We start from the raw sequence: 22,037 nt of genomic DNA, 5'->3' as shown, positions 1-22,037 counted from the left end.
GCCAGCCCCGGTGCGGGTCAGCCGCCGGACCGGGTCAGCGTGCCGTACGGAAGTCCGGCGCCCCGCTCGTCGGACCGGAACCGCAGGGTGCCGTCGGCGGCGCGGGTGAAGTGGACGTCGGCGGGTGTGGTGGTGCACAGGCCCTCGCTGCCGGGGCGGTCGGGGTCGGCGCGCTCCCGGAGCGTCAGTTCCTTGCCGTTGACGGAGGTGAGGGCGGCGATGCTGTTGCATTCGATGTCGATGCCGAGGCTGGAGACCGAGGTGGTCATCCGGACCACGTCGGTGCCCTGCTTCCCCGCGGTGAACACCGCGGTGAGCGTGCCGTGCGGCGAGCCGTTCGTCTTCTCGGTGAGCGGCCCCTTCCAGCTGCCGACGAACTCCTTCGGGACCTCGGCGCCCCCGCCCGGGGTCGCCGAGGGGGAGCGGGTGGGTGACGGCGGCCGCTCGGACGAGGTGGCGCCCGGGGGGCTGGCGGTGTCCCCCTCCCCGGCGTTGTTGGCGCCGCCTCCGCCCGGCATCAGGTCGAGGACATAGGCGCTGCCCACGGTCACGGCGGCGAGCGCACCGGCCACCGCGAGGGCGACGGTGCAGCTCAGCCTGCGCCCCCGGTGCTCGCCCCGCCGCGAGTCGGCGCTCATGGTGACGGCGAACCGGGGGTCGGGGATGCGCCGGCCCGGTACCCCGTCCGTCCGGGCGGCGGACGCCATGGGCGGGGCGGGCGTGGCGACCGGTTCGACCGGCGGGCCGAAGACCCCGAGCGGCCCGGCCACCCCGCTCGCCCCGCTCGCCCCGCCGGCCCCGAACGCCCCGAACGCCCCGCCGGTGGCGATCGAGGCGTTGCTGAAGGGCACGGGCCCGGTCTGCGCCGGCGCGTCCTGCGGTTCCAGGTCCAGCAGCGCGACCGCCGACCGGCTGACCTCGCGCACCAGGGGTCCGGGCAGCCATCCCGCCGCCACCGCGACCGCCGCTCCGCCGGGTGCCAGCTGACGGGCGAGCTCCGCCGGGGTCGGCCGCCGCGCCGCGTCCTTCGCCAGGCAGGAGGCGATGACCTCGCGCAGCCCGCCCTCCAGTTCGCCCAGTTCGGGCTCCTCGTGCACGACCTTGTAGAGCAGTACGGCGGACGAGTCGCCGAGGAAGGGTGCGGTACCGGTCGCCGCGTACGCGAGAACCGCGCCCAGCGAGAAGATGTCGGCCGCGCCGGAGACGTCCAGGCCGCGGATCTGCTCCGGCGCCATGTAGCCGGGCGAGCCGACCGAGACGCCGGTGGAGGTGAGCGAGGCGGTCGCGTCGATGGCCCGGGCGATGCCGAAGTCGATCAGCCGGGGGCCGTCGAGGGCGAGCAGGACGTTGGACGGCTTCACGTCCCGGTGGATCAGGCCCTGCTCATGGACCGCGCCCAGCGCCTCGGCGAGCCCGGCCCCCAGGGTGCGTACCGCGTGCTCGGGCAGCGGCCCGTGTTCGGTGACCGCGGCCGAGAGCGGCGGCCCCGCCACATAGCCGGTGGCCACCCACGGCACGGGGGCGTCCGGGTCGGCGTCCAGGACGGGCGCGGTCCACTGCGCACCTATCCGGCGCGCCGCGTCCACCTCGCGCCGGAACCGGGCGCGGAACTGCTCGTCGAGCGCGAAGTGCGGATGGACGACCTTGACCGCGACCGTGCGGCCGCCCGCGCTGCGCCCCAGATAGACGCGGCCCATGCCGCCGGCACCGAGCCGGCCGAGCAGCCGGTAGGCACCGATGCTCAGCGGTTCGCCGGCTTCGAGCGGCTGCATATGCGGACTCCCCCTGTGGACCGGCCGGACCTCCGACCGAAGCCTAGGGGCGAAGGTCATCGGGTCACAGGGGAAACCATCCGCCGATTTCGGCCCCAAGGGAACGAACGGGCGCCATTCGCCGCAGCGAAAGGCGTGAATGTGCCGTTCCGCCGCCCGTCCGCCGGTCGATTGCGGAAGGTATCGGGGACATACTCCCGACGCCTTCCACCAATCGGCCATTCAGCGCGAATTCACCCGAATCGATAACCGCGCACGGTTCCGTACGAGGATGCGTACGGGGATGTGTGCGGGGATGCGTACGGGTTCCGCACGGCGTTCCGCACAAGGGAACGCCGGGAACGCCGGGAAGGCCGGGAAGGCCCGAACGGGAATGGCCGGGCATTCCCGTTCAACCCCGTGCGGGGGCGCGCGGCGGAGTGCCCCCGCCGCCCCGGCTCAGCCGCCCAGCAGCTCGACGTCGACGTCCGCCGCGAACCCCGTCGTCGGACCGGTCCGGCGCGCGAACTCCTTGACGCCCGCCAGCTGCGCGGGCCCGAAGCGGAAGTCGAGGGTGGTGAAGTAGCGCTCCAGGACCTCCGCGTCGAAGGCCTCCCAGCGCGCCGCCTGCTCCGCGACCTTGGTGACCTCCTCCAGGGAGACGTCCCGCGAGGCCAGGAAGGCCTCGTGCACCTTCTGCACGGCGGTGGGATGGGCCGCCAGATAGTCCTTGCGCGCGGCCCAGACGGCGAAGACGAAGGGCAGCCCCGTCCACTCCTTCCACATCGCGCCCAGGTCGTGGACCTGGAGCCCGAGCCTGGGGGCGTCGTGCAGGTTGGCGCGCAGCGCGGCGTCGCCGATGAGGACGGCGGCGTCCGCCTCCTGCATCATCAGGCCGAGGTCGGGCGGGCAGGTGTAGTACTCGGGGCTGACGCCGTACCGCTCGGCGAGCAGCAGCTGCGCCAGCCGTACGGAGGTGCGGGACGTCGATCCCAGCGCCACCCGGGCCCGGTCCAGGTCCTCCAGGGGCCGCTGCGAGACGATCACGCACGACATGACGGGCCCGTCGCAGCCGACCGCGATGTCGGGGAAGGCGACCAGGTCGTCGGCGTTGCGCAGGAACTCCACCAGGGTGACGGGGCCGATGTCCAGATCGCCCCTGATCAGCTGCTCGCTGAGCTTCTCCGGGGTGTCCTTCGAGAGCTCCAGGTCGAGCAGGGTTCCGGTCCGTGCCAGTCCCCAGTAGAGGGGGAGGCAGTTGAGGAACTGGATGTGGCCTACGCGGGGCCGGCTGCGACGGTCGTCGCCTGCGACGGTTGAGACGGTTGAATTGTCCACATCGCGAGGCTAGACCCGTGACCGCCGGGCAGCCCCACCGGGGGCGCGCGGCGTCGCACGAGCCCTCTCCCGCGAGTGCCCGGAATAGACGGTCCAAGGCTTCTCGGGAAGGACGCCGGGAGTCACCCGGGAGTCACCCGGAAGGGCCTCTCCGACCGCTCATCCGCACGCCTGCCAAACATTCGGCTGGAGTGATCTTTCCCTCTACCCTTCGGCACATGCTGCGTGCTAGGCTCAACGCCAAGTTGCAGTTTGGTTTCCCTTGCAGTACAGAGCCTGCGGAGCATGTAACCCGCAGGCTTTTGTAGTTTTCAGACTTCTTTGCAGGTTCTGGAGCAGGGCAACCCTTTGGCCCAAGGAGGGCTTATGGCTACCGGAACCGTCAAGTGGTTCAACGCTGAAAAGGGCTTCGGCTTCATCGCCCAGGACGGCGGCGGCCCGGATGTCTTCGTCCACTACTCCGCGATCAACGCGTCCGGGTTCCGCTCCCTCGAGGAGAACCAGGTCGTGAACTTCGACGTCACTCAGGGACCCAAGGGTCCGCAGGCTGAGAACGTCACCCCGGCCTAGTTGCCCGGGTCGGCCGATCGCGGCCGGTAACGCAGTACCCAAGGAGCCCCGCTCCCCCGCCTCGGCGGAGGAGCGGGGCTCCTGCCTGTGTGCGACAGGCGCTCGGATTCTTCTCCTGAGCCCCGTCTGCCACTTCGCCGTCGCGCCTACTGCTTCGGCGTCCCGTCTACTTCTTCGGCGTCTCGTCGCGGCTGTCCACCACGCCGCGGTCGAGCACGGCCTGCAGCTCGGTGACGGTGCCCTTCCTGCCCAGCTCGGTGTCCTGGACCAGATAGGCACGCAGGCCCAGGTAGTCGTAGCTGTTGGCGTCGAAGACCAGCTCCTTGCGCTCGTGCGTCCGCTCGTCCGTACGGGCCAGCGCCACACCGGGCCGGCCGTCGCCGTCCTGCGCCTTCTCCACCACGACGACGCCGGGGATCTTCGCCGCGGCACGGTAGACCGCCGCGCCCGTCTCCGGCGGCAGGATGTTCTCGCGGATCAGGCCGCCCACGTACTCGAAGAGCCACTGGTCGGACGAGCCTGAGTACGCGGCGTCCGCACGGAGCTTCTTCAGCAGTGCGTCGGGGTCGCTGGGCAGCGCCTGGAGTGCGGCGTACGTCTGGTTCCGCAGGTCCTCCAGGTACCCCTCCTCCCCGGCGCGCGGTGCCGACCAGATGATGTCGTCGCCCGGCTGCTTGAGCCGGCTCTGCACCTTCTCGGGGTTCTGGGACGTCCACGTCTCGCGGTAGTACGTCTTCAGCTTGAGGGGGTTGCCGACGTCGGCCTGCATGTTGGAGTAGTGCGAGCGCACGTAGACGAACTGGTTCTTGCCGACGCGGGTCGCGGGGCCCTCCGCGGCGTGCTGGGCCACGTTCTCCATCAGCGCTCCGACACCGTCCGCCGAGCCGACCTCGACCTTGACCACGGGGGCCGCACTGAGGTGGTAGCCGGTGTCGCCGCCGCTCTGCCCGGGACCGGCCAGGAAGGTGAAGGCGAGCGCCCCGGCGGCGACCATACCGACGGGGACCGCGTACCAGGCGCGGTTGCGGCGCGGCCGCACGGTCTGCGGCGCCTTCCCGGTCAGGACCTGGACCTGGTGGATCTCGTTCATCAAGTGCTCCTTGAGCAGCCGTTGACGGTCGCCCGGCAGGACCGGTCCGTGCGGCTCGGGCAGCTGCGCACGCAGCTCCCCCGCAACCTTCTTCGCGTCGGCACTCATCGGTTCCCCTCCCTCTCGTTCGACCGGACCGCAGTGGCGCGGTCACTCCGGTACTGTCCGGCTGATCCAGGTAGTTCCGTGTTTATTGCGTTTTTCTCGATTCTCTTTATCTCGTCCTCGGTGAGGTCCCGCAGCCGCTTCCGGGCCCGGGAGAGCCGCGAGCGGACGGTCCCGACGGGGACACCGAGGGCGCGTGCGGCGTCCCGGTAGTCCAGGCCGTCCCAGACGCAGAGCAGGAACACCTCCCGCTCCTTGGGTCTCAGCCGCCCCAGGGCCGCCTGCGCGGCGGCAAGCCGGTCCGCGTCATGGATGCGGCCCACCAGTTCGTCGGCGAAGTCCGGCACGGCCGGTCTCGCCGGCATCCGGGTCAGTGCCGCGTCATGCCTGCGGGCGGCCCGGCGGGTGTTGCGCAGGACGTTGGTCGCGATGCCGAGCAGCCAGGGCTTCAGCTCCTCGTCCGACTCCCGCAGGGTCCCGCGCAGCCGCCACGCCTCCAGGAAGGTCAGCGATACGACGTCCTCCGCACCTGCCCAGTCACCGGTCGAGCGGACCACGTAGCGGAACACCGTCTGGGCGTAGTCGTCGAAAAGGCCGCCGAACGCGTCCGGGTCGCCTGCCCGTATCCGGGCTCTCAAGGAATGCTCCACATCAGGTCCTGTCCGCAGCGGGCGGCGAGTTCCTGTGACCTGCGCCACACCCGTATCGGGGCGCTGCGATGCTTGACCTTGACACCGTGTGAGGCCGTGCACTGGGAGACATCATGTTCACCATCGGAGACTTCGCCCGCCACGGGCGGGTGTCGGCCCGGATGCTGCGCCACTACGACGCGGTCGGGCTGCTGCACCCCGACCGTACCGACCCGGCGACCGGGTACCGCTACTACGGTGCGGCTCAGCTCGCCCGGCTCAACCGGATCATCGCCCTCAAGGATCTCGGCTTCACGCTCCAGCAGGTGCGGGCCGTCCTCGACGAGGAGGTGGGCCCACAGGAGCTGCGCGGGATGCTGCGGCTGCGGCGCTCGGAGCTGGAGGCGGCGATGGCCGCGGCGGCGGCACGGCTGGCCCAGGTCGAGGCGAGGCTCCGGTCGATCGAGAAGGAGGGACACATGTCTGCGGACGATGTCGTGATCAAGAGCGTTCCGGCGGTACGGGTCGCGGAGCTGACCGGCGTGGCCGGCGGCTACGAGCCGAAGGACATCACACCGGTGATCGGCCCGCTGTACGAGCGCCTGTTCCCGCTGCTGGGCGAGGCCGGGGTGAGCCCGACGGGCCCGGGGATCGCCCGATACGCGGACGTCCCGGAGGGTGGCGGCGCGGTCGTGGTGCACGCCGGGGTGACGGTGTCGGCCCCGGTGGGCCCGCTGGGCGACACGGGGGTCACGGTGGTCGAGCTGCCCGCGTTCGAGGCGGCGACCATCGTGCACCGGGGCTCGATGGACGCGATCCTGCCGACGGCCCAGACCCTGGCCCGGTGGATCGACGCCGGCGGCTACCGCTCGACGGGGTACGCGCGCGAGATCAGCCTGGAGTGCCCCGAGGACAGGGAGAAGTGGGTGACGGAGCTCCAGGAGCCGGTCACCCGCGCCTGACCTTCACCCCGGGGGGCGCCGGGACCGTCCGCCTGCGGAACGGCCCCGGCACCCGCCTGCCTCACGCCCCCGAGCCCGGTCCCGCCCACAGCCCGTCGGCCGTCAGTCCGAGCAGGTCGATCGCGTTGCGGCGCACGATGCGGTCCACGACATCCGCGTCCAGGTGCCCCATCTGCGCCTCGCCGACCTCACGGGACTTGGGCCAGGTGGAGTCGGAGTGCGGGTAGTCCGTCTCGTACAGGACGTTCCCCACGCCGATCGAGTCCAGGTTCTTCAGCCCGAAGGCGTCGTCGAAGAAGCAGCCGTAGATGTGCTCGGCGAACAGCTCCGACGGCGGCCGGTGGACCTTGTCGGCCACCCCGCCCCAGGCACGGTTCTCCTCCCACACCACGTCGGCCCGTTCCAGGATGTACGGAATCCAGCCGATCTGGCCCTCCGCGTACATGATCCGCAGGTTCGGGAAGCGCTCGAGCTTGCCGCTCATCAGCCAGTCGACCATCGAGAAGCAGCAGTTGGCGAAGGTGATGGTGGAGCCGACGGCCGGCGGTGCGTCGGCCGATGTGGACGGCATCCTCGAGGACGATCCGATGTGCATGGCGATCACCGTCCCCGTCTCGTCGCAGGCCCGGAAGAACGGATCCCATTCGTCCGCATGAATGGACGGCAGTCCCAGATGTGGAGGTATCTCGGAGAACGCCACCGCACGCACCCCGCGCGCCGCGTTGCGCCGCACCTCGTCGGCGGCGAGCTGCGCGTCCCAGAGCGGGATGAGGGTGAGCGGGATGAGCCGGCCGTGCGCGTCGGGCCCGCACCACTCCTCGACCATCCAGTCGTTGTACGCCCGCACCCCCAGCAGCCCCAGTTCGCGGTCCTTCGCCTCGGTGAAGGTCTGGCCGCAGAAACGGGGGAACGTCGGGAAGCAGAGCGCGGACTGGACGTGGTTGATGTCCATGTCGGCCAGCCGGTCCGGAACCGAGAACGAACCGGGACGCATCTGCTCGTACGTGATGACTTCGAGCTTGATCTCGTCCCTGTCGTAGCCGACGGAGGTGTCGAGCCGGGTGAGCGGGCGGTGCAGGTCCTCGTACACCCACCAGTCGCCGATCGGGCCGTCGTCCCCCTTCGCACCCATCACGGGTGCGAACTTGCCACCCAGGAACGTCATTTCCTTGAGCGGCGCCCGGACGATGCGCGGCCCGGAGTCCGCGTACTTGGACGGGAGCCGGTCCCGCCAGACATGAGCGGGCTCCACCGTGTGGTCGTCCACCGAGATGATCTTCGGGAAGGTCTCCATGCGTTCCACGGTAGCGTTGATCTGACGAACCGTCAGCTATCTGGGCGGGACCTCGTTCCACAATCGTTGTCGAAGGCTTGTGCAGAGAGTCATCCGCTGCTGACGCGTCCACCCTTCACAAGGCAGACTGTTGACGGCGATACCAACGGTATGGAGCAATCCGGATAGCCCTGCTGGAATCCGGACAAGCAGGGACCATGCCGGGCGGCGCAGGCAGGACAGGAGGCAGCAATGGGCCGTGACGACGGGCCACGGGTACGTGTTCCGGAGCAACGCGCCCCGGAGCGGCGGCCGGCGGAGGACGCCGTGCTGCACTTTTCCGTGCTCGGTCCGGTACGGGCCCGGCGGGGCGGCGAGACGCTGCCGTCCGGTTCGCCGCAGCAGCGCGCCCTGCTGACGGCGCTGCTGCTGCGCGGCGGGCACACCGCGACGGCCGCCGAGCTCATCGACGCCATCTGGGGCGACGACCCGCCCTCGCAGGCGCTGGCCGCCGTGCGTACGTACGCCTCCCGGCTGCGCAAGGTCCTGGGACCCGAGACCCTGGCCAGCGACTCCGGCGGCTACGCGATGCGGACCGGCCCGGACGCCGTCGACCTGACCGTGGCCCAGGAACTGGCGGCCGACGCGGAGAAGGCCCGCGCCTCGGGCGACCGCTGCGAGGCCAGGGTGCTGCTGAACAAGGCGCTCGGCCTGTGGGACGGCGAGGCACTGGCCTCCGTGCCCGGCCCGTACGCCGAGAACCAGCGCACCCGGCTGGAGGAGTGGCGGCTCCAGCTCACCGAGACCCGCCTCGACCTGGACCTGGAGGTCGGCTGCCACGCGGAGGCCGTCTCCGAACTCACCGCCCTCACCGCCGCGCACCCGCTGCGCGAACGGCTGCGCGAGCTCCTGATGGTGGCCCTGTACCGCAGCGGCCGCCAGGCCGAGGCCCTCGCCGTCTACGCCGACACCCGCCGGCTCCTCGCCGAGGAACTGGGCGTCGACCCGCGCCCCGAACTCGCCGCCCTCCAGCATCGCATCCTCCAGGCCGACGAGGAACTGGCCCGCCCCGCCGACGAGCCCGCCCCGGCCGGCACCCCGGTCCGCCCGGCCCAGCTCCCGGCCACCGTCCCCGACTTCACCGGCCGCAACGCCTTCGTCCGTGAACTGGGCACCCGCCTCGCCACCGCCGAGGGCTCCGTCATGGCCGTCTCCGCGCTGGCCGGCATCGGCGGCGTCGGCAAGACGACCCTCGCCGTCCATGTCGCCCACCAGGCCCGCAAGCACTTCCCGGACGGCCAGCTGTACGTCGACCTCCAGGGCGCGGGCTCCCGCGCCGCCGAGCCGGAGACGGTCCTCGGCGCGTTCCTGCGCGCCCTGGGCACGGCGGACTCGGCGATCCCCGACTCCCTCGACGAACGCGCCGCGCTCTACCGCTCCACGCTCGACGGCCGCCGCATCCTGGTCCTCCTGGACAACGCCCACGACGCGGCCCAGATCCGCCCGCTGCTCCCCGGTACGGAGGGCTGCGCGGCCCTGGTCACCAGCCGGGTCCGGATGGTCGACCTGGCCGGCGCGCACCTCGTCGACCTCGACGTGATGTCCCCCGAGGAGGCGCTCCAGCTCTTCACCCGCATCGTGGGCGATGAGCGCATCAACTCCGAGCGCGAGGCCGCCCTCGACGTGGTCGCCGCGTGCGGCTTCCTCCCCCTCGCCATCCGCATCGCCGCCTCCCGCCTGGCCGCCCGCCGCACCTGGACGGTCTCCGTCCTGGCCGCGAAACTCGCGGACGAGCGCCGCCGCCTGGACGAGCTCCAGGCGGGCGACCTCGCGGTGAAGGCCACCTTCGAACTCGGCTACGGCCAGCTGGAACCGGCCCAGGCCCGCGCCTTCCGCCTCCTGGGCCTCGCGGACGGCCCGGACATCTCCCTGGCGGCAGCGGCGGCCCTGCTCAACCTGGAGACGCACGCGGCGGAGGACCTCCTGGAGGCCCTGGTCGACACGTCCCTCGTGGAGTCGGCGGCCCCGGGCCGTTACCGGTACCACGACCTGGTGCGTCTCTACGCGCGTTCGTGCGCGGAGCGGGACGAGCGGCTTCCGGAGGAGCGGGAGTCGGCCTTGTCTCGGCTGCTGGACTTCTATCTGGCGACGGCTGCGGGGGTGTACGCGCTGGAGCGGCCGGGGGACCGAACCGTCAACCACCTGGAAGGCACGAATCATCCAGGATTGTCGTTCTCCGACCACGGCCAGGCTCTCGACTGGTTGTATTCGGAAGCGAGCCCCCTCCTGGCATGCGTCCAGCAGAGCAGTGCCGCCGGAACCATCCGGCGTGCGGTGGATCTCCTTCTCGCCTCAAAGGATCTCGCGGAATCGGGCGCCAACTCACGTCAGTTCGAATCGGTCGCCACCGTCGTACGGGATGCCGCGGCCCTCACTGGTGACGCCCGCTCCGAGGCAAGGGCACGCACGACACTCGCCCAGGTGCACAGCACTGCGGGCCGTTTCGACCAGGCAGAGGACGAAGCCCGGCGGGCCATGGCACTCGGGGCGTCGATCGACGACATCTGGACCCACTGCAACGCCCCGAACGAGCTCGCGATCATCGCCGGATACCGCAATCAGCTCGACGAGGCGGAAGTACTCCTCCAGCAGACCATCGCCGCGTTCCGGACCGACGACAACCAAGCAGGCGAAGCCAGCGCGCTGTGCAATCTGTCCCGTGTCCATCTGGCGATCGGGCGGACGGCAAGCGCCGTCGACCTCGCCGGCCAGGGAATCGACCTCTATGCCCGGCTGGGACTCACCCTGCGCCTGGCGAACGGCCGCTACGCCCTGGGACTCGCGCTGACGCGCGCAGGCCGGCAGAACGAGGCGGAGGGCCGCCTCTCCGAGGCGCTCTCCGTCTTCCGCGAGAGCCGCCAACGGCTGTGGGAGGGGATGACTCTCTTCAGGCTGGCCGAAGTGCATCTCGCTGCTCAGCGTCCGGCGCGGGCCGCCGAGTTCTCCGAACAGGCGCTGACGGTACTGCTTCACGTCGGCGGCGAGTGGCGTCGAGCCAATGTGCTGACCGTACTGGGGCAGGCCTTGGACGGCATAGGACAGGCGGATCGCGCGAAGGTCTGCTGGCGGGAAGCGCTGGGGGTCTTCGAGCAGTTGAAGGCTCCTGAGAGTGAGATCGTCCGCGGCCTGCTCGGCCATTCGGTCTCACCTCAGGGGCGCTGATCCTGCGTTCATCGTTCGTTTATCACCGCCCGGCAGTCTCGTACCTGTCGATGCGTCGCGTCGGGGGGCAGACGAGTCGACAGTGGAACCGCGCACTAAGGTGAACGGCTCTGAACAGCCCGTCCGGCAGCCCACGGGGGAGCAGCCGGACGGGCTTTGCCGACCATCCATGCATCCAGCAACGGAGTTCACAGCATGAGCGACGACAAGAAGATCCAGGTGCCCACACCGAAGTCCGGCGCCACGGGCGGCGTCAAGCCTGCGGACAGCCACATGACGGACGAACCCGAGATCAAGCCGCTGGACAGCCACATGACCACCGAGCCCAAGGTCAAGCCGCTGGACAGCCACATGACCACCGAGCCCGAGATCAAGCCGCTGGACAGCCACATGACCGGCGCAGATCCACGCTGAGCCACGCGACGGGGGCGCGGGGGTAAGGGGGGCACGGGGGATACGGGGGATACGGGGGATACGGGGGATACGGGGGTAGGGGGAGCGGCCGCGGCGGCGCGGAGGGGGAGCCGTCGCGGCCGCTGCACGTCCGTGTCCGGAAGGGCAACTCGGCAGGATTCCCACGTGTCCTGATGTGACACCGCAGCAAGCAAGGAGAGGGGCCCGAGCCACCCGGCTCGGGCCCCTCTCCCGTACCCCTGCAACCCGCGGACCTGAATCCCCGCCCCGCACAGCTTGCCCATGCCGTCCTCGTCCGAGGTGAACACCACCACCCGGCCCCTGCAAGATCAGGCAGCCCCTCTGGGACTGGGCGATGTCGGGCGTAGTGGTCGAACCCGTCCGCTGCCGCCCCGCGATCACCGGGAGGGCCGCGTCGATGGCGTACTTGTGGCCGTGCAGGCCGGTGGACCGCAGCAGGCGGATCGCCTCGTCGGCGATGTCCTTGGTGACCTCACCCCATGGAGTGACTATCGGCGCCCCCTACCCCCGCCCCCGCAGCTCCCCCTTCACCACCTTGCCGCTCGCGTTGCGCGGGAGCTCCGTCACGAACTCCACCGCCCTCGGCACCTTGTAGTTCGCCATCTCGCGCCGGGACCAGGCGATCAGGTCGTCCGCCGTCACCGTCGCGCCCGGCCGGCGTACCGCGTAGGCCTTGCCGACCTCGCCGAGGCGGGGATCGGGGATGCCGATCACCGCGACGTCGGCCACGTCCGGGTGCAGGCCGAGGAGCTGTTCGATCTCCGCGGGGTAGGCGTTGAAGCCGCCGACGATGAACATGTCCTTGATCCGGTCCGTGATCCGGAGGTTGCCGTCCTCGTCGAGGATGCCCACGTCACCGGTGTGCAGCCAGCCGTCCGAGGTGATCGTGGCGGCCGTGGTCTCCGGATCCTCGAAGTAGCCGCTCATCACGTTGAAGCCGCGGACCATGATCTCGCCCTGGGTGCCGGGGGCGGCCAGGACGCGGAGTTCCGTGCCGGGGATCGCCCGGCCCGAGGTGGAGGCGATCACCTCCGCCGGGTCGCCGCGGCGGCACATCGTGACGATGCCGCTCGCCTCGGAGAGGCCGTAGGCGGTCAGGACCGTGGCGATGCCCAGTTCGGTGCGCAGGCGGTTCACCAGCTGGAGGGGGACGACCGCCGCGCCCGTCACGACGAGGCGGAGGGCGGAGAGGTCGTGGGTGGTGCGGGCCGGGTGGTCCAGGAGGGACTGGTGGAGGGTGGGCGGGCCGGGCAGGACCGAGATGCGTTCGGCGGCGATGTTGGCGAGGACCGTGTCCACGTTGAAGACCGGCTGCGGGACCATCGTCGCGCCCCGCATCAGGCAGGCGATGATGCCCGCCTTGTAGCCGAAGGTGTGGAAGAACGGGTTCACGATGAGGTAGCGGTCGCCCTCGCGCAGGCCCGCCAGCTCGCTCCAGATCGCGTAGCAGCGCAGGGTCTGGGTGTGGCTGATGACCGCGCCCTTGGGACGGCCCGTGGTGCCCGAGGTGTAGATGATGTCGGAGGGGGCGGCGGCGGGAATGGCGTCGGCCCGTATCCGTACCTGCTCGGCGGATATCGGATCCCCCGACGCCAGGAAGTCCTTCCAGGTGACGTAGTCGTCGGGGGCGGAGTCGGCGAGCACCACCACCTTCTCCAGGTGCGGGAGTTCGGCCTCCGCGCGGCGCAGCGACGCCACGTACGACGTACCGAGGAAGGTGCCCGTGATGAAGAGCAGCTTCGCGCGGCTCTGTTCCAGGACGTACGCCGCCTCCGTGCCCTTGAAGCGTGTGTTGAGCGGGACCAGGACCGCGCCGGCCGTCACCGCCCCGAGCGCGGAGACGATCCAGTCCAGGGTGTTGGGCGCCCAGACCGCGACCCGGTCCCCCGCCTCCACCCCCGAGGCCATGCACGCGGCGGCGGCCCGCTCCACGCGTTCGCCGAGTTCGGTGTACGTGAGGCGGGTGCGGCCCTCGACCACCGCCTCCCGGTCGCCGTACCGTACGGCTGCCGCCCGTACCAGATTCGGGACGGTGGACCATTCCTCGTCGCCGCGCATCTCGTGCCCTCCCACCGAACGGAACCGCAGTAGCTGACTATCCGTCAGATTAGCTGTAGCCTCCTCCGCTGTCAGCAGTCACGACGGCCTCGGAGGTGGCGGTGGCGACGCTCAAGGACAACGTAGCGATAGCCGGTATAGGACAGACAAAGTTCGCTAAGAACCTGGTCGAGCCCGAGAAGACCCTGGCCTGCCGGGCCATCGTCGCGGCGCTCGACGACGCGGGTATCGCCGCGTCGGAGGTGGACGCGTTCGCCTCGTACACGATGGAGGAGACCGACGAGGTCGAGGTCGCCAAGTCGATCGGGGCCGGCGACGTTACCTTCTTCAGCAAGGTGGGGTTCGGGGGCGGCGGCTCCTGCGCGACGATCGCGCACCTGGCCGCCGCGATCGCCACCGGGCAGGCGAGCGTCGGGGTCGCCTGGCGGTCGCGCAAGCGGGGATCGGGGCCGCGGCCCTGGAAGAACACCGCCGTGCAGCTGCCCACCCCCGCGCAGTGGACCCGGCCCTACGGGCTGCTGCGGCCCGCCGACGAGATCGGGATGCTGGCGCGGCGGTACATGCACGAGTACGGGGCGACCCGCGACCACCTGTTCAACGTCGCGCTCGCCTGCCGCAACCGGGCCAACCAGAACCCGGACGCCGTGATGTACGAACGGCCGCTGACCCGCGACATGTATATGACCTCGCGCTGGATCAGCGAGCCGCTCTGCCTCTTCGACAACTGCCTGGAGACGGACGGGGCGCTGGCCTGCGTCATCGTCTCCGCCGAACGGGCCCGCGACTGCCGGCAGAAGCCCGTCTACGTCCACTCCGTCGCCCAGGGGCTGCCCGCCCAGCACCACGGGATGGTCAACTACTGGAACGACGACCCGCTCACCGGACCGGCCTGGGCCGCCGCCCGACAGCTTTGGAAGCAGGCCGACTTCGGGCCCGAGGACGTCGATGTGGCCCAGATCTACGACGCGTTCACCCCGCTCATCCCGCTCTCCCTGGAGGGGTACGGCTTCTGCGGGCGCGGCGAGGGCGCCGCGTTCACCGAGGGCGGGGCGCTGGAGAGCGGGGGGCGGCTGCCGATCAACACCGGCGGCGGCGGGCTCAGCGAGGGGTACGTGCACGGCTTCAACCTCATCAACGAGGGCGTGAAGCAGCTGCGCGGCATCTCCACCGCCCAGGTTCCCGACGCCTCGACCTGCCTGGTCACCGCCGGCGAGGGCGTCCCCACGTCCGCCGTACTGCTGAGGAGTTGACATGGACTCGATGCTGCTGCCCGTCGTCGACGAGGACGGCGCCCCCTTCTGGGAGTACGCGGCGCGCGGAGAACTGCGCGTCCAGGCGTGCACCGGCCCGGACTGCGGGCGGCTCCGCTTCCCGCCCCGCCCGTGCTGCCCGCACTGCCAGTCGTTCGAGAGCGAGTGGCGGCTGATGAGCGGTCGCGGCCGCATCTGGTCGTACGTGCTGCCGCATCCGCCCCTCCTCCCCGCCTACGCCGCCCAGGCCCCGTACAACGCCGTCGTGGTCGAACTGGCCGACGCCCCGGAGATCCGGCTGGTCGGCAATGTGGTCAGCGGCCCCGACGCTCCCCTGAATTCCGTCGATCCGGCACGGCTGCGGATCGGGGCGGCGGTGAAGGCGCTCTACTGCCCCGTCACCCCCGAAGTGACCCTGGTCCGCTGGCTGCTGGAACGGTGACCGGCGATGGCGCTGCGCACGGAGACGGACAAGGAGACCGGGGTGGCCCTGATCACCCTGGACCGTCCCGAGAAACACAACGCGATCGATCTCGCCACGGCCGGTGAACTGACCGCCGCCTGGCGGGCGTTCCGGTACGACGACGAGGTGCGGGCGGTCGTCGTCACCGGGGCGGGCGGCCGGGCGTTCTGCACCGGGATCGACCGGGGCGTCGACGTCCCGCAGCCCTCGTCCCCGTACACGATCGACGATCCGCTCATCGCGATCGGGCCGAAGGCCAACGACCTGTGGAAGCCGGTGATCGCGGCCGTGGAGGGGATGGCCTGCGGCGGGGCGTTCTATCTGCTGGGCGAGGCCGAGTTCGTCATCGCGTCCGAGGAGGCGACGTTCTTCGACCCGCACACCACGTACGGCATGGTCAGCGCGTACGAGGCGATCTCCATGGCGCAGCGGATGCCGTTCGGCGAGGTCGCCCGGATGTCCCTGATGGGCACGGCCGAGCGGGTCACGGCCCGCAGGGCGTACGAGACCGGGCTGGTCAGCGAGGTCACCCCGCCCGGCGCCGCGGTGGAGGCGGCGCTGCGGGCGGCGGCTGTCATCGCCTCGTACCCGACCGCCGCGGTGCAGGGGACGGTACGCGCCGTCTGGTCCGCCAAGGAGGCCGCGAGGGCGCAGGCGATGGCCCATGCCCCGCACCTGATCGCGCTCGGGAACCTGGCGCCGGAGCAGCAGGCGGAGCTGTTCAGGGGGCGGGGCGGGGGCGGCGGGTTCCGGCTGCGGTGAAGGCCGGACGGGAAGGGCCCGGGGCCGGGGTCGGGGTCGGGGTCGGTCAGTAGCTGAGCTCGGCGGTGACCGTGCACTTCTTCACGCGGGACACCCTGCTCGGGCTGGCCATCCGGACGGACACCGTCTTCGTGTCGCCGCCGTCAGCCTCCACGGTGGCGACACCGGTGTCGACGGTGTTGCCGACCGCGTCGAGGAACTCCACGTCGACCTCGTACGTGTGGCTGCCGAGCGCGCTCGCGTTGAGCTGCACGGTGGAGGCGGTGACGGCCTTGCGCTTGCCCTTGCGGGGTGTCACGCAGCGCACGACGTACGCCTGGGGCCCGTCCGTCGCGGTGGGGGTCGGGGTCCCGTACGTGGAACCGGAGGAGCTGCCCGACGAGCTGTAGTCGTCATCGTCGTAGTCGTTGTCGTGGTACGTGCCGTTGCTCTTCTTCGAGTTGGAGCACCCGCCACCGCTGCTGCTGCTGGACTTCCGGCTCTTGCCGCTCTTGCCGCCGTGGCTGGAGCTGGAGAAGCCGGTGAGCGCGAGTACCACCGCCACCAGGACCACCGTCAGTTTTATGTGCTGCCGCATCATCGATGCCGCCCCCGTTGTGTTGTGTCTCGTGTGTACCGCGGGCCGTCCCGGCTGCCGGGTGACCGCGCGACACCGTAACGCACAGCATGGCCGGTTCCCACGGGCGGCCCGGTCATGACCCTGTCACGGTCTCGTCATCGTCTGGTGGCGTGGTCCGGACCTCCGGCGTAGCGTCGGAGCGAGAGCGGTGATGATGCGCGCCGCCGGCCGGCGGCGCCTCTCGCGCCCGCAGGAGGTCCGGAGATGATCCGAAACGTCCTCGGCTCGATCGTCGCTCTCGCAGGAGCGGCGGCCGCCGTGCTGAGCCCCTTCCGTAACTGGTACGACGGCCGCCTCGGGCGGTACTACCGGATCGACGACCTGTTCAACGGCGTCACGGGGACGCGTCCCGGCCTGTTCGGTTCGATCCTGCTGCCCTTTGTCTTCGCCGCGGTCGTGACGGTCGTCGGCGTGGTGCTGCGGTCCCGGCTGCTGGTCGCCCTCGCGGGTGTGGTGGTGCTCGGGTTCACGGTGCTGTGGATGGTGCGTCAGGGGCAGGCGGCGGGAAGCCTGGCGATCGCGGCCGACGGTTCCGGGCTCCAGCAGGGGGTGGCCGGCGCGGCGGGCGGCGGGGTGCTGCTTCTGCTGGGGGCGGCGCTGATGTCGGGGCGGCGAGGTCACCGCGGGCCGCTGGAGCGGCCGTTCACCCCGCCCGGGTCGGCGGATCCCGACACGTGGCCGCCCACGCGGGAGCCGGGCCCCTCGGTGCAGACCAGCCCGTGGCCGGAGCCGGAGGCGGACCCGTACGTGGGGCCTGCGCCGGGTTCGTCGCCGGGTTCGCCGTCCGGTTCGCCGCGCGACACGGAGCCGACCGCGACGTACCCGGTCCAGGACGCCCCGGACCGCCCGGACCGCCCGGACCGCCCGGGGCCGCATTCCAGCCCGTCCGGCGATTGAGGACGAAGCGGCGACCGGGCGCGCCCGCAACCCTTCGCACCGGCCACCACCTCACCGGTTCCGTCCTCAAGCGCCGGACGGGCTGGAATGAGCGCCAGGGCCACCGCCTCACCGGTTCCGTCCTCAAGCGCCGGACGGGCTGGAATGGGCGCCAGGCCCTACAAGCGCCGGACGGGCCGGAGGGGCGCGCAGAGCCCGGGCCGGGAAGGGCTACGCGCGGGCCCTGTTGCCCGTGCCCGTGCCCTTCAGCGCGTCCAGCGCGTACACGCAGCGGTCCTTGCTGCACGCGTAGACCACGCCGCCCTGAGCCACCGGCGAACCCGTGATCTCGCCGCCCGTGGCGAGCTTCCAGCGGAGCTGGCCGCCCGCCGCGTCCAGCGTGTACAGGACGTGGTCGGCGGAGCCGAAGTGGACGCGGCCGTCGGCGACGACGGGAGCGCCCACCACCTCACCACCCGCGGCGAACCGCCACTTCGGGGTGCCCGTGACCGCGTCCAGTGTGTAGAGCGCACTGCCGCTGCCGACGTGCACGTTCCCCGCGGCCACCAGCACCGGCTCGATCGACTGGCGGGACTCCGTGGCGATGCGCCAGCGGTCCTTGCCGGTCGAGGCGTCCAGCGCGTACACCGTGCCGAGGTAGTCCGCGAGGTACACCCCGCCGCCGGTGACCGCCGGGCCGGGCGCGAAGGCGGGCGGCGAGAGGAACACCGCCGGTGACTCGAAGTGCCAGCGCACATGGCCGGAGGCGATGTCCACCGCGAGGACCCGGGTCCCGGCGGAGACGTACACATAGCCGTCCGGCGCCGGGGTCACCCGGACCGGCACCCCTCCGCAGGAGGCCGCGTCGCCGACCGGGTAGGACCAGCGCTCGGTGCCGGTGCGGGCGTCGACGGCCCGCAGCCGGGCGTCCTGCCAGAAGTAGACCGTGCCGTCGTGGACGGACGGCCCGGCCTCCGGCGTCTCGAAGTCCGTCTGCGCGCCGGTGATGTCCCAGAGCTTCTCGCCGGTGGACGCCTCCCACGCCTGGATGCCGCCGCCCCGGGTCCCGGTGACGACCGTGCCGCGGTCGGCCTTGAGCGAGTACACCCACGCATCGGTCTGCAGCCGCCACCGCTCGCTGCCGGTGACCGCGTCCAGGGCGTAGAGCGACGGGCCGTCGGAGGCGTGGATGCGGCCGCCGTCCACGGCCATCGCCCAGGCCACGTCCCGGGTCTTGAACTGGCGCCGCCCGTTGCCGATGTCCAGCGCGTGCACCTCGAAGGACGTGACGTAGAGCAGGTCGCCGACGACGACCGGGGTGCCCCACACATCGTTCGACATGCGGAACCGCCAGGGCCGCCAGCGCTCCGGCCCCGGCGGCGCGCTCTCGGGCGGGTGCGCCGGAGCGGGTACGGGGGCGGCCGGGGCGGTGACGGCGATGCCGTTGACCCCCGAGGGCGGGCGCACCCAGCCGGTCGCCGTACCGGCGTCACCGGCGGCCGCCGAGGCGCGTACGTCCTGGGCGCGCGGCCCCGGACCGATCGGCACCTGCACACCGGACAGCCGGACGGGACCGCCCGCGTCGGGTACCCGGGCGGGCGGAGCGGGCGGGGGGCGCAGATCGGCGCCGCTGCGCCACGCGCTGTCCCGGTCGGTGCCCGGCGGCTGCTGGGGCGCGGGCGGCACCGGCGCGGGAGCGGCCGGGGTCGCGGCGGCGACCGCACGTCCGCCGCCGCGCCGCTGCTCGATCATCGCGGTGGCGTCGGCGGGCAGCCAGGCGGACGCCGTACCGCTGTCGTCGCCGCCGGAGGCGAAGAGGTGCGGGGCGAGCTGGGCCTGAAGTTCGGCGGGGGTGGGCCGCATCGACGCGTCCATCTGCATGCAGGACTCGATCAGCGGCCGCAGGTCGTCGGGCAGCCCGCTGACGTCGGGGCCCTCGCGCAGCAGCATGAAGACCGTCTCGACCGGGTTGGCCCCGTGGAACGGCGCATGGCCGGTCGCGGCGAAGACGAGCGTCGAGCCGAGCGAGAAGATGTCGCTGGCGCCCGTGACGCTGCGCGAGTCCCGCGCCTGCTCGGGCGACATGTACGCGGGCGTGCCGACGGCGACGTTCGTCATGGTGAGCCGGGTGTTGGAGACACCGGACGCGATCCCGAAGTCGATCACCCGGGGGCCGTCCTCGACCACGAGCACGTTCGACGGCTTCATGTCGCGGTGGACGAGCTTGGCCCCGTGGATGGACTGGAGCGCCTCCGCGATGCCCGCCGCCAGCCAGCGCACCGCCTGGGTCGGCATCGGCCCGCACTCATTGACTATTTCCTCGAGCGAGGGAGCCGGCACATAGGCGGTGGCGAGCCAGGGCACGGCGGCGCGCGGGTCGGCGTCCACCACAGCGGCCGTGTAGAAGCCGCTCACGGCGCGGGCGGCCTCCACCTCGCGCGTGAAGCGGACCCGGAACAGCTGGTCCTCGGCCAGTTCCGTACGCACCGTCTTGATCGCCACCCGCCGGCCCGACGCCGACCGGGCGAGATAGACCAGCCCCATGCCGCCGGCCCCGAGCCGTCCCAGCACCTCGAACGGGCCGATCCGCCTCGGGTCGTGCTGCGTCAGCTGCTCCACCACTTGCCTGCCACCTCCCCGTACGGACCTCCGTGAGGAGAGGTCCGCGAAAAACCCGCCGTGTGCAGCGTCTCATCACTGGGCACCACCCGGCGGTGCGCACCCCGATTGTTCCTGGCCGAGCCCCGGGTTGCGAACCCGGGGGCGGATCGGGGTGTCCCGGGCCACTCCGGGCCGTATCAGGACACCGGCGGCTGAAGTACGGCGAACACGGCGCCCTGGTCGTCCTGGAGGACCGCCATCCGCCCGTACGGGATGTCGAAGGGCGGCGCGGAGACCCGGCCGCCGAGCCGTCCGACGGCCTCGGCCGTCGCATCGCAGTCCGCGACGGCGAAGTAGCTCAGGAAGTAGCTGGGCATCTCGGCGGGGAACGCGTCGGTGATGACGCTGCGGCCGCCGACCGCGGTGTCGGGGCCGGGTTCGGTGCCGGCGGGGGACCACATGCGGAAGTCGGAGCCGGCCTCGTCCGGGCCGGCGGAGCGGAAGCCGAAGACCTCCTCGTAGAAGGCGTCGACCTTGTCCTTCTGCCGGGTGTAGACCTCGGTCCAGCAGAAGGAGCCCGGCTCGTTCTGCTTCTGGAATCCCTTGCGTTCACCCGCCTGCCAGAGGCCGAAGACCGCACCGCCGGGGTCGGCGGCCTGGGCGAGCACCCCGGACCGGCCGGCCCGCACCGGGTCGGTGATCACCTGGCCGCCGGCCGCGCGGATCCGGGCGACGGTCGCGGTGATGTCGTCGGTGGCGAAGTAGACGCCCCAGGCGGTCGGCATGCGGCCGTCCTGCTTGGCGGCGAGCGCGGCCACGAGCTTTCCGTCGCTGAGGGCGTCGGCGTAGGGCCCGTCGCCCGCCCGGAAGGTCCAGCCGAAGAGCTCACCGTAGAAGCGCTTGCCCGCCTCGAGGTCGGAGAGCTGCACATCCACCCAGCACGGCGCGGACTGCGCGAATGCGGCCATGGGCCCGGATCCTTCCGTAGCGGTGACGCTCACTCGACGGTGACGCTCATCGATGGCGACGCTCAATCGCCGACGACGCCCGTCGATGGTGACGCTCATCACACCCAACGTAGCCGGGGGTCGCGCCGCACGCGCCCCGACCGTTCCGATGCGAACACATTTTCGATTCAGGGGTGCACGGGCCACGTCGTCACGGAAAGTTATCCACGGAAGTTGTCCACAGGCTGTTGATAACACTAATCAACCTGTGGGGAACCCGTGGGAACGCATCGGGCGCATCACCCGAAACCCACCCACTCCCCCCACCGCACCTGAGGCACTCCCCATTTGCAGTCGGCCGAATCGCGCTCCGATCACCCGTCGGTAAGCTGACGGCATGACAGGACAAGTACGCACCGTCGACGGCCGCGTGGCCGGTCGACGCGGACAGGCGACGCGGCAGAAGCTGCTCGACTGCCTCAGCGAGATGCTCAGCTCCTCGCCGTACCGGGACGTCAAAGTCATCGACGTCGCCCGGAAGGCGGGGACTTCACCCGCGACCTTCTACCAGTATTTCCCCGACGTCGAGGGCGCCGTCCTCGAAATCGCCGAAGAGATGGCCAAGGAGGGCGCCGGACTGACCGAACTGGTCGCCGGACGCTCCTGGGTCGGCAAGTCGGGATGGCAGACCGCCGAGGAACTCGTCGAGGGATTCCTCGACTTCTGGCGGCGCAACGACGCGATCCTTCGCGTGGTCGACCTCGGTGCGGCCGAGGGCGACAAGCGGTTCTACAAGATCCGCATGAAGATCCTCAACTCCGTCACCAACTCCCTTACGGATTCGGTGAAGGAGCTCCAGGCCAAGGGCAAGGTCGATAAGGACGTCAGCGCCGCGGCGATGGCGGGCTCCCTGGTGGCGATGCTGGCCGCGGTCGCCTCGCACCAGAAGGGCTTCACCACCTGGGGCGTCAAGCAGTCCGAACTCAAGCCGAACCTCGCGCTGTTGGTGCATCTGGGCATCACCGGCAAGAAGCCGACGAAGTAGCGCCCGCGCCGGACCCCCTCGTACTGGGTGACACGCGGTGA

18 protein-coding genes are annotated in these 22,037 nt (G+C 71.3%); 9 read left to right on the top strand and 9 right to left on the bottom strand.

Annotated elements, in window-relative coordinates:
- Positions 1 to 17 precede the first annotated feature (17 nt).
- Together OG782_RS21965 and OG782_RS21960 are read right to left on the bottom strand one after the other, a co-directional pair.
- Positions 18 to 1,772 carry a serine/threonine-protein kinase gene (locus tag OG782_RS21965; protein ID WP_406453511.1) on the bottom strand — a complete coding sequence of 585 codons (1,755 nt, stop codon included), beginning with the start codon at positions 1,770 to 1,772 and terminating at the stop codon, positions 18 to 20.
- Positions 1,773 to 2,210: 438 nt separating this feature from the next.
- Positions 2,211 to 3,089 carry a menaquinone biosynthetic enzyme MqnA/MqnD family protein gene (locus OG782_RS21960; protein WP_406453509.1) on the bottom strand — a complete coding sequence of 293 codons (879 nt, stop codon included), beginning with the start codon at positions 3,087 to 3,089 and terminating at the stop codon, positions 2,211 to 2,213.
- Positions 3,090 to 3,455: 366 nt separating this feature from the next.
- On the opposite strand from OG782_RS21960, the gene OG782_RS21955 reads away from it, so the two are divergent.
- Positions 3,456 to 3,659 (top strand): cold-shock protein, encoded by a 204-nt coding sequence (locus OG782_RS21955; protein ID WP_003967102.1) that lies wholly within the window; start codon positions 3,456 to 3,458, stop codon positions 3,657 to 3,659.
- A 166-nt stretch (positions 3,660 to 3,825) separates the two neighbouring features.
- Here the strand turns inward: OG782_RS21955 and OG782_RS21950 are convergent, their stop codons facing one another.
- Positions 3,826 to 4,857, bottom strand: a complete 1,032-nt coding sequence (locus tag OG782_RS21950; RefSeq protein WP_406453507.1) for a CU044_5270 family protein — start codon at positions 4,855 to 4,857, stop codon at positions 3,826 to 3,828.
- Positions 4,854 to 5,492 (bottom strand): RNA polymerase sigma factor, encoded by a 639-nt coding sequence (locus tag OG782_RS21945; RefSeq protein WP_406453505.1) that lies wholly within the window; start codon positions 5,490 to 5,492, stop codon positions 4,854 to 4,856. The genes OG782_RS21950 and OG782_RS21945 overlap by 4 nt, the downstream gene beginning before the upstream one ends.
- Positions 5,493 to 5,617: 125 nt before the next feature.
- Between OG782_RS21945 and OG782_RS21940 the strand changes: the two genes are divergently transcribed.
- Positions 5,618 to 6,445 (top strand): MerR family transcriptional regulator, encoded by an 828-nt coding sequence (locus tag OG782_RS21940; RefSeq protein WP_406453503.1) that lies wholly within the window; start codon positions 5,618 to 5,620, stop codon positions 6,443 to 6,445.
- 61 nt (positions 6,446 to 6,506) lie between these two features.
- Here the strand turns inward: OG782_RS21940 and OG782_RS21935 are convergent, their stop codons facing one another.
- The gene (locus OG782_RS21935) at positions 6,507 to 7,739 is read right to left on the bottom strand and encodes an amidohydrolase family protein (protein ID WP_406453501.1); all 1,233 of its coding nucleotides are present in this window, start codon (positions 7,737 to 7,739) and stop codon (positions 6,507 to 6,509) included.
- A gap of 231 nt (positions 7,740 to 7,970) precedes the next feature.
- Between OG782_RS21935 and OG782_RS21930 the strand changes: the two genes are divergently transcribed.
- Together OG782_RS21930 and OG782_RS21925 are read left to right on the top strand one after the other, a co-directional pair.
- Positions 7,971 to 10,940, top strand: a complete 2,970-nt coding sequence (locus OG782_RS21930) for a BTAD domain-containing putative transcriptional regulator (protein ID WP_406453499.1) — start codon at positions 7,971 to 7,973, stop codon at positions 10,938 to 10,940.
- A 195-nt stretch (positions 10,941 to 11,135) separates the two neighbouring features.
- Positions 11,136 to 11,354, top strand: coding sequence for a hypothetical protein (locus tag OG782_RS21925; protein ID WP_406453497.1), 219 nt, complete (start codon positions 11,136 to 11,138; stop codon positions 11,352 to 11,354).
- A gap of 522 nt (positions 11,355 to 11,876) precedes the next feature.
- Here OG782_RS21925 and OG782_RS21920 read toward each other — a convergent pair.
- Entirely contained in the window at positions 11,877 to 13,433 is a 1,557-nt protein-coding gene (locus OG782_RS21920) for a FadD3 family acyl-CoA ligase (protein WP_406453495.1), read from the bottom strand.
- 101 nt (positions 13,434 to 13,534) lie between these two features.
- Between OG782_RS21920 and OG782_RS21915 the strand changes: the two genes are divergently transcribed.
- Genes OG782_RS21915 through OG782_RS21905 form a run of 3 tightly spaced genes read left to right on the top strand, consistent with a single transcriptional unit; the run spans position 13,535 to position 15,908 of the window.
- Positions 13,535 to 14,683, top strand: coding sequence for a lipid-transfer protein (locus tag OG782_RS21915; protein ID WP_406453493.1), 1,149 nt, complete (start codon positions 13,535 to 13,537; stop codon positions 14,681 to 14,683).
- Between the two features lies 1 nt (position 14,684).
- Positions 14,685 to 15,125 (top strand): Zn-ribbon domain-containing OB-fold protein, encoded by a 441-nt coding sequence (locus tag OG782_RS21910; protein ID WP_406453491.1) that lies wholly within the window; start codon positions 14,685 to 14,687, stop codon positions 15,123 to 15,125.
- Between the two features lie 6 nt (positions 15,126 to 15,131).
- The gene (locus OG782_RS21905) at positions 15,132 to 15,908 is read left to right on the top strand and encodes an enoyl-CoA hydratase/isomerase family protein (protein ID WP_406453489.1); all 777 of its coding nucleotides are present in this window, start codon (positions 15,132 to 15,134) and stop codon (positions 15,906 to 15,908) included.
- A 46-nt stretch (positions 15,909 to 15,954) separates the two neighbouring features.
- Here the strand turns inward: OG782_RS21905 and OG782_RS21900 are convergent, their stop codons facing one another.
- Entirely contained in the window at positions 15,955 to 16,488 is a 534-nt protein-coding gene (locus OG782_RS21900) for a hypothetical protein (RefSeq protein WP_406453487.1), read from the bottom strand.
- A gap of 243 nt (positions 16,489 to 16,731) precedes the next feature.
- Here OG782_RS21900 and OG782_RS21895 point away from each other — a divergent pair, with 243 nt between their 5' ends.
- Positions 16,732 to 17,424, top strand: coding sequence for a hypothetical protein (locus tag OG782_RS21895; RefSeq protein ID WP_406453485.1), 693 nt, complete (start codon positions 16,732 to 16,734; stop codon positions 17,422 to 17,424).
- A gap of 210 nt (positions 17,425 to 17,634) precedes the next feature.
- On the opposite strand, the gene OG782_RS21890 is transcribed toward OG782_RS21895, so the two are convergent.
- Positions 17,635 to 20,022 (bottom strand): PQQ-binding-like beta-propeller repeat protein, encoded by a 2,388-nt coding sequence (locus OG782_RS21890; protein WP_406459206.1) that lies wholly within the window; start codon positions 20,020 to 20,022, stop codon positions 17,635 to 17,637.
- A 179-nt stretch (positions 20,023 to 20,201) separates the two neighbouring features.
- Positions 20,202 to 20,972: a VOC family protein gene (locus tag OG782_RS21885; RefSeq protein WP_406453483.1), complete on the bottom strand. Its 771-nt coding sequence runs from the start codon at positions 20,970 to 20,972 to the stop codon at positions 20,202 to 20,204.
- A gap of 376 nt (positions 20,973 to 21,348) precedes the next feature.
- Here OG782_RS21885 and OG782_RS21880 point away from each other — a divergent pair, with 376 nt between their 5' ends.
- The gene (locus OG782_RS21880; RefSeq protein ID WP_406453481.1) at positions 21,349 to 21,996 is read left to right on the top strand and encodes a TetR family transcriptional regulator; all 648 of its coding nucleotides are present in this window, start codon (positions 21,349 to 21,351) and stop codon (positions 21,994 to 21,996) included.
- Positions 21,997 to 22,037 lie beyond the last annotated feature (41 nt).

It is taken from the genome of Streptomyces sp. NBC_00876 (assembly GCF_045207435.1).
Classification (GTDB): domain Bacteria; phylum Actinomycetota; class Actinomycetes; order Streptomycetales; family Streptomycetaceae; genus Streptomyces.
This window is presented reverse-complemented; position numbering and strand designations above follow the sequence as displayed.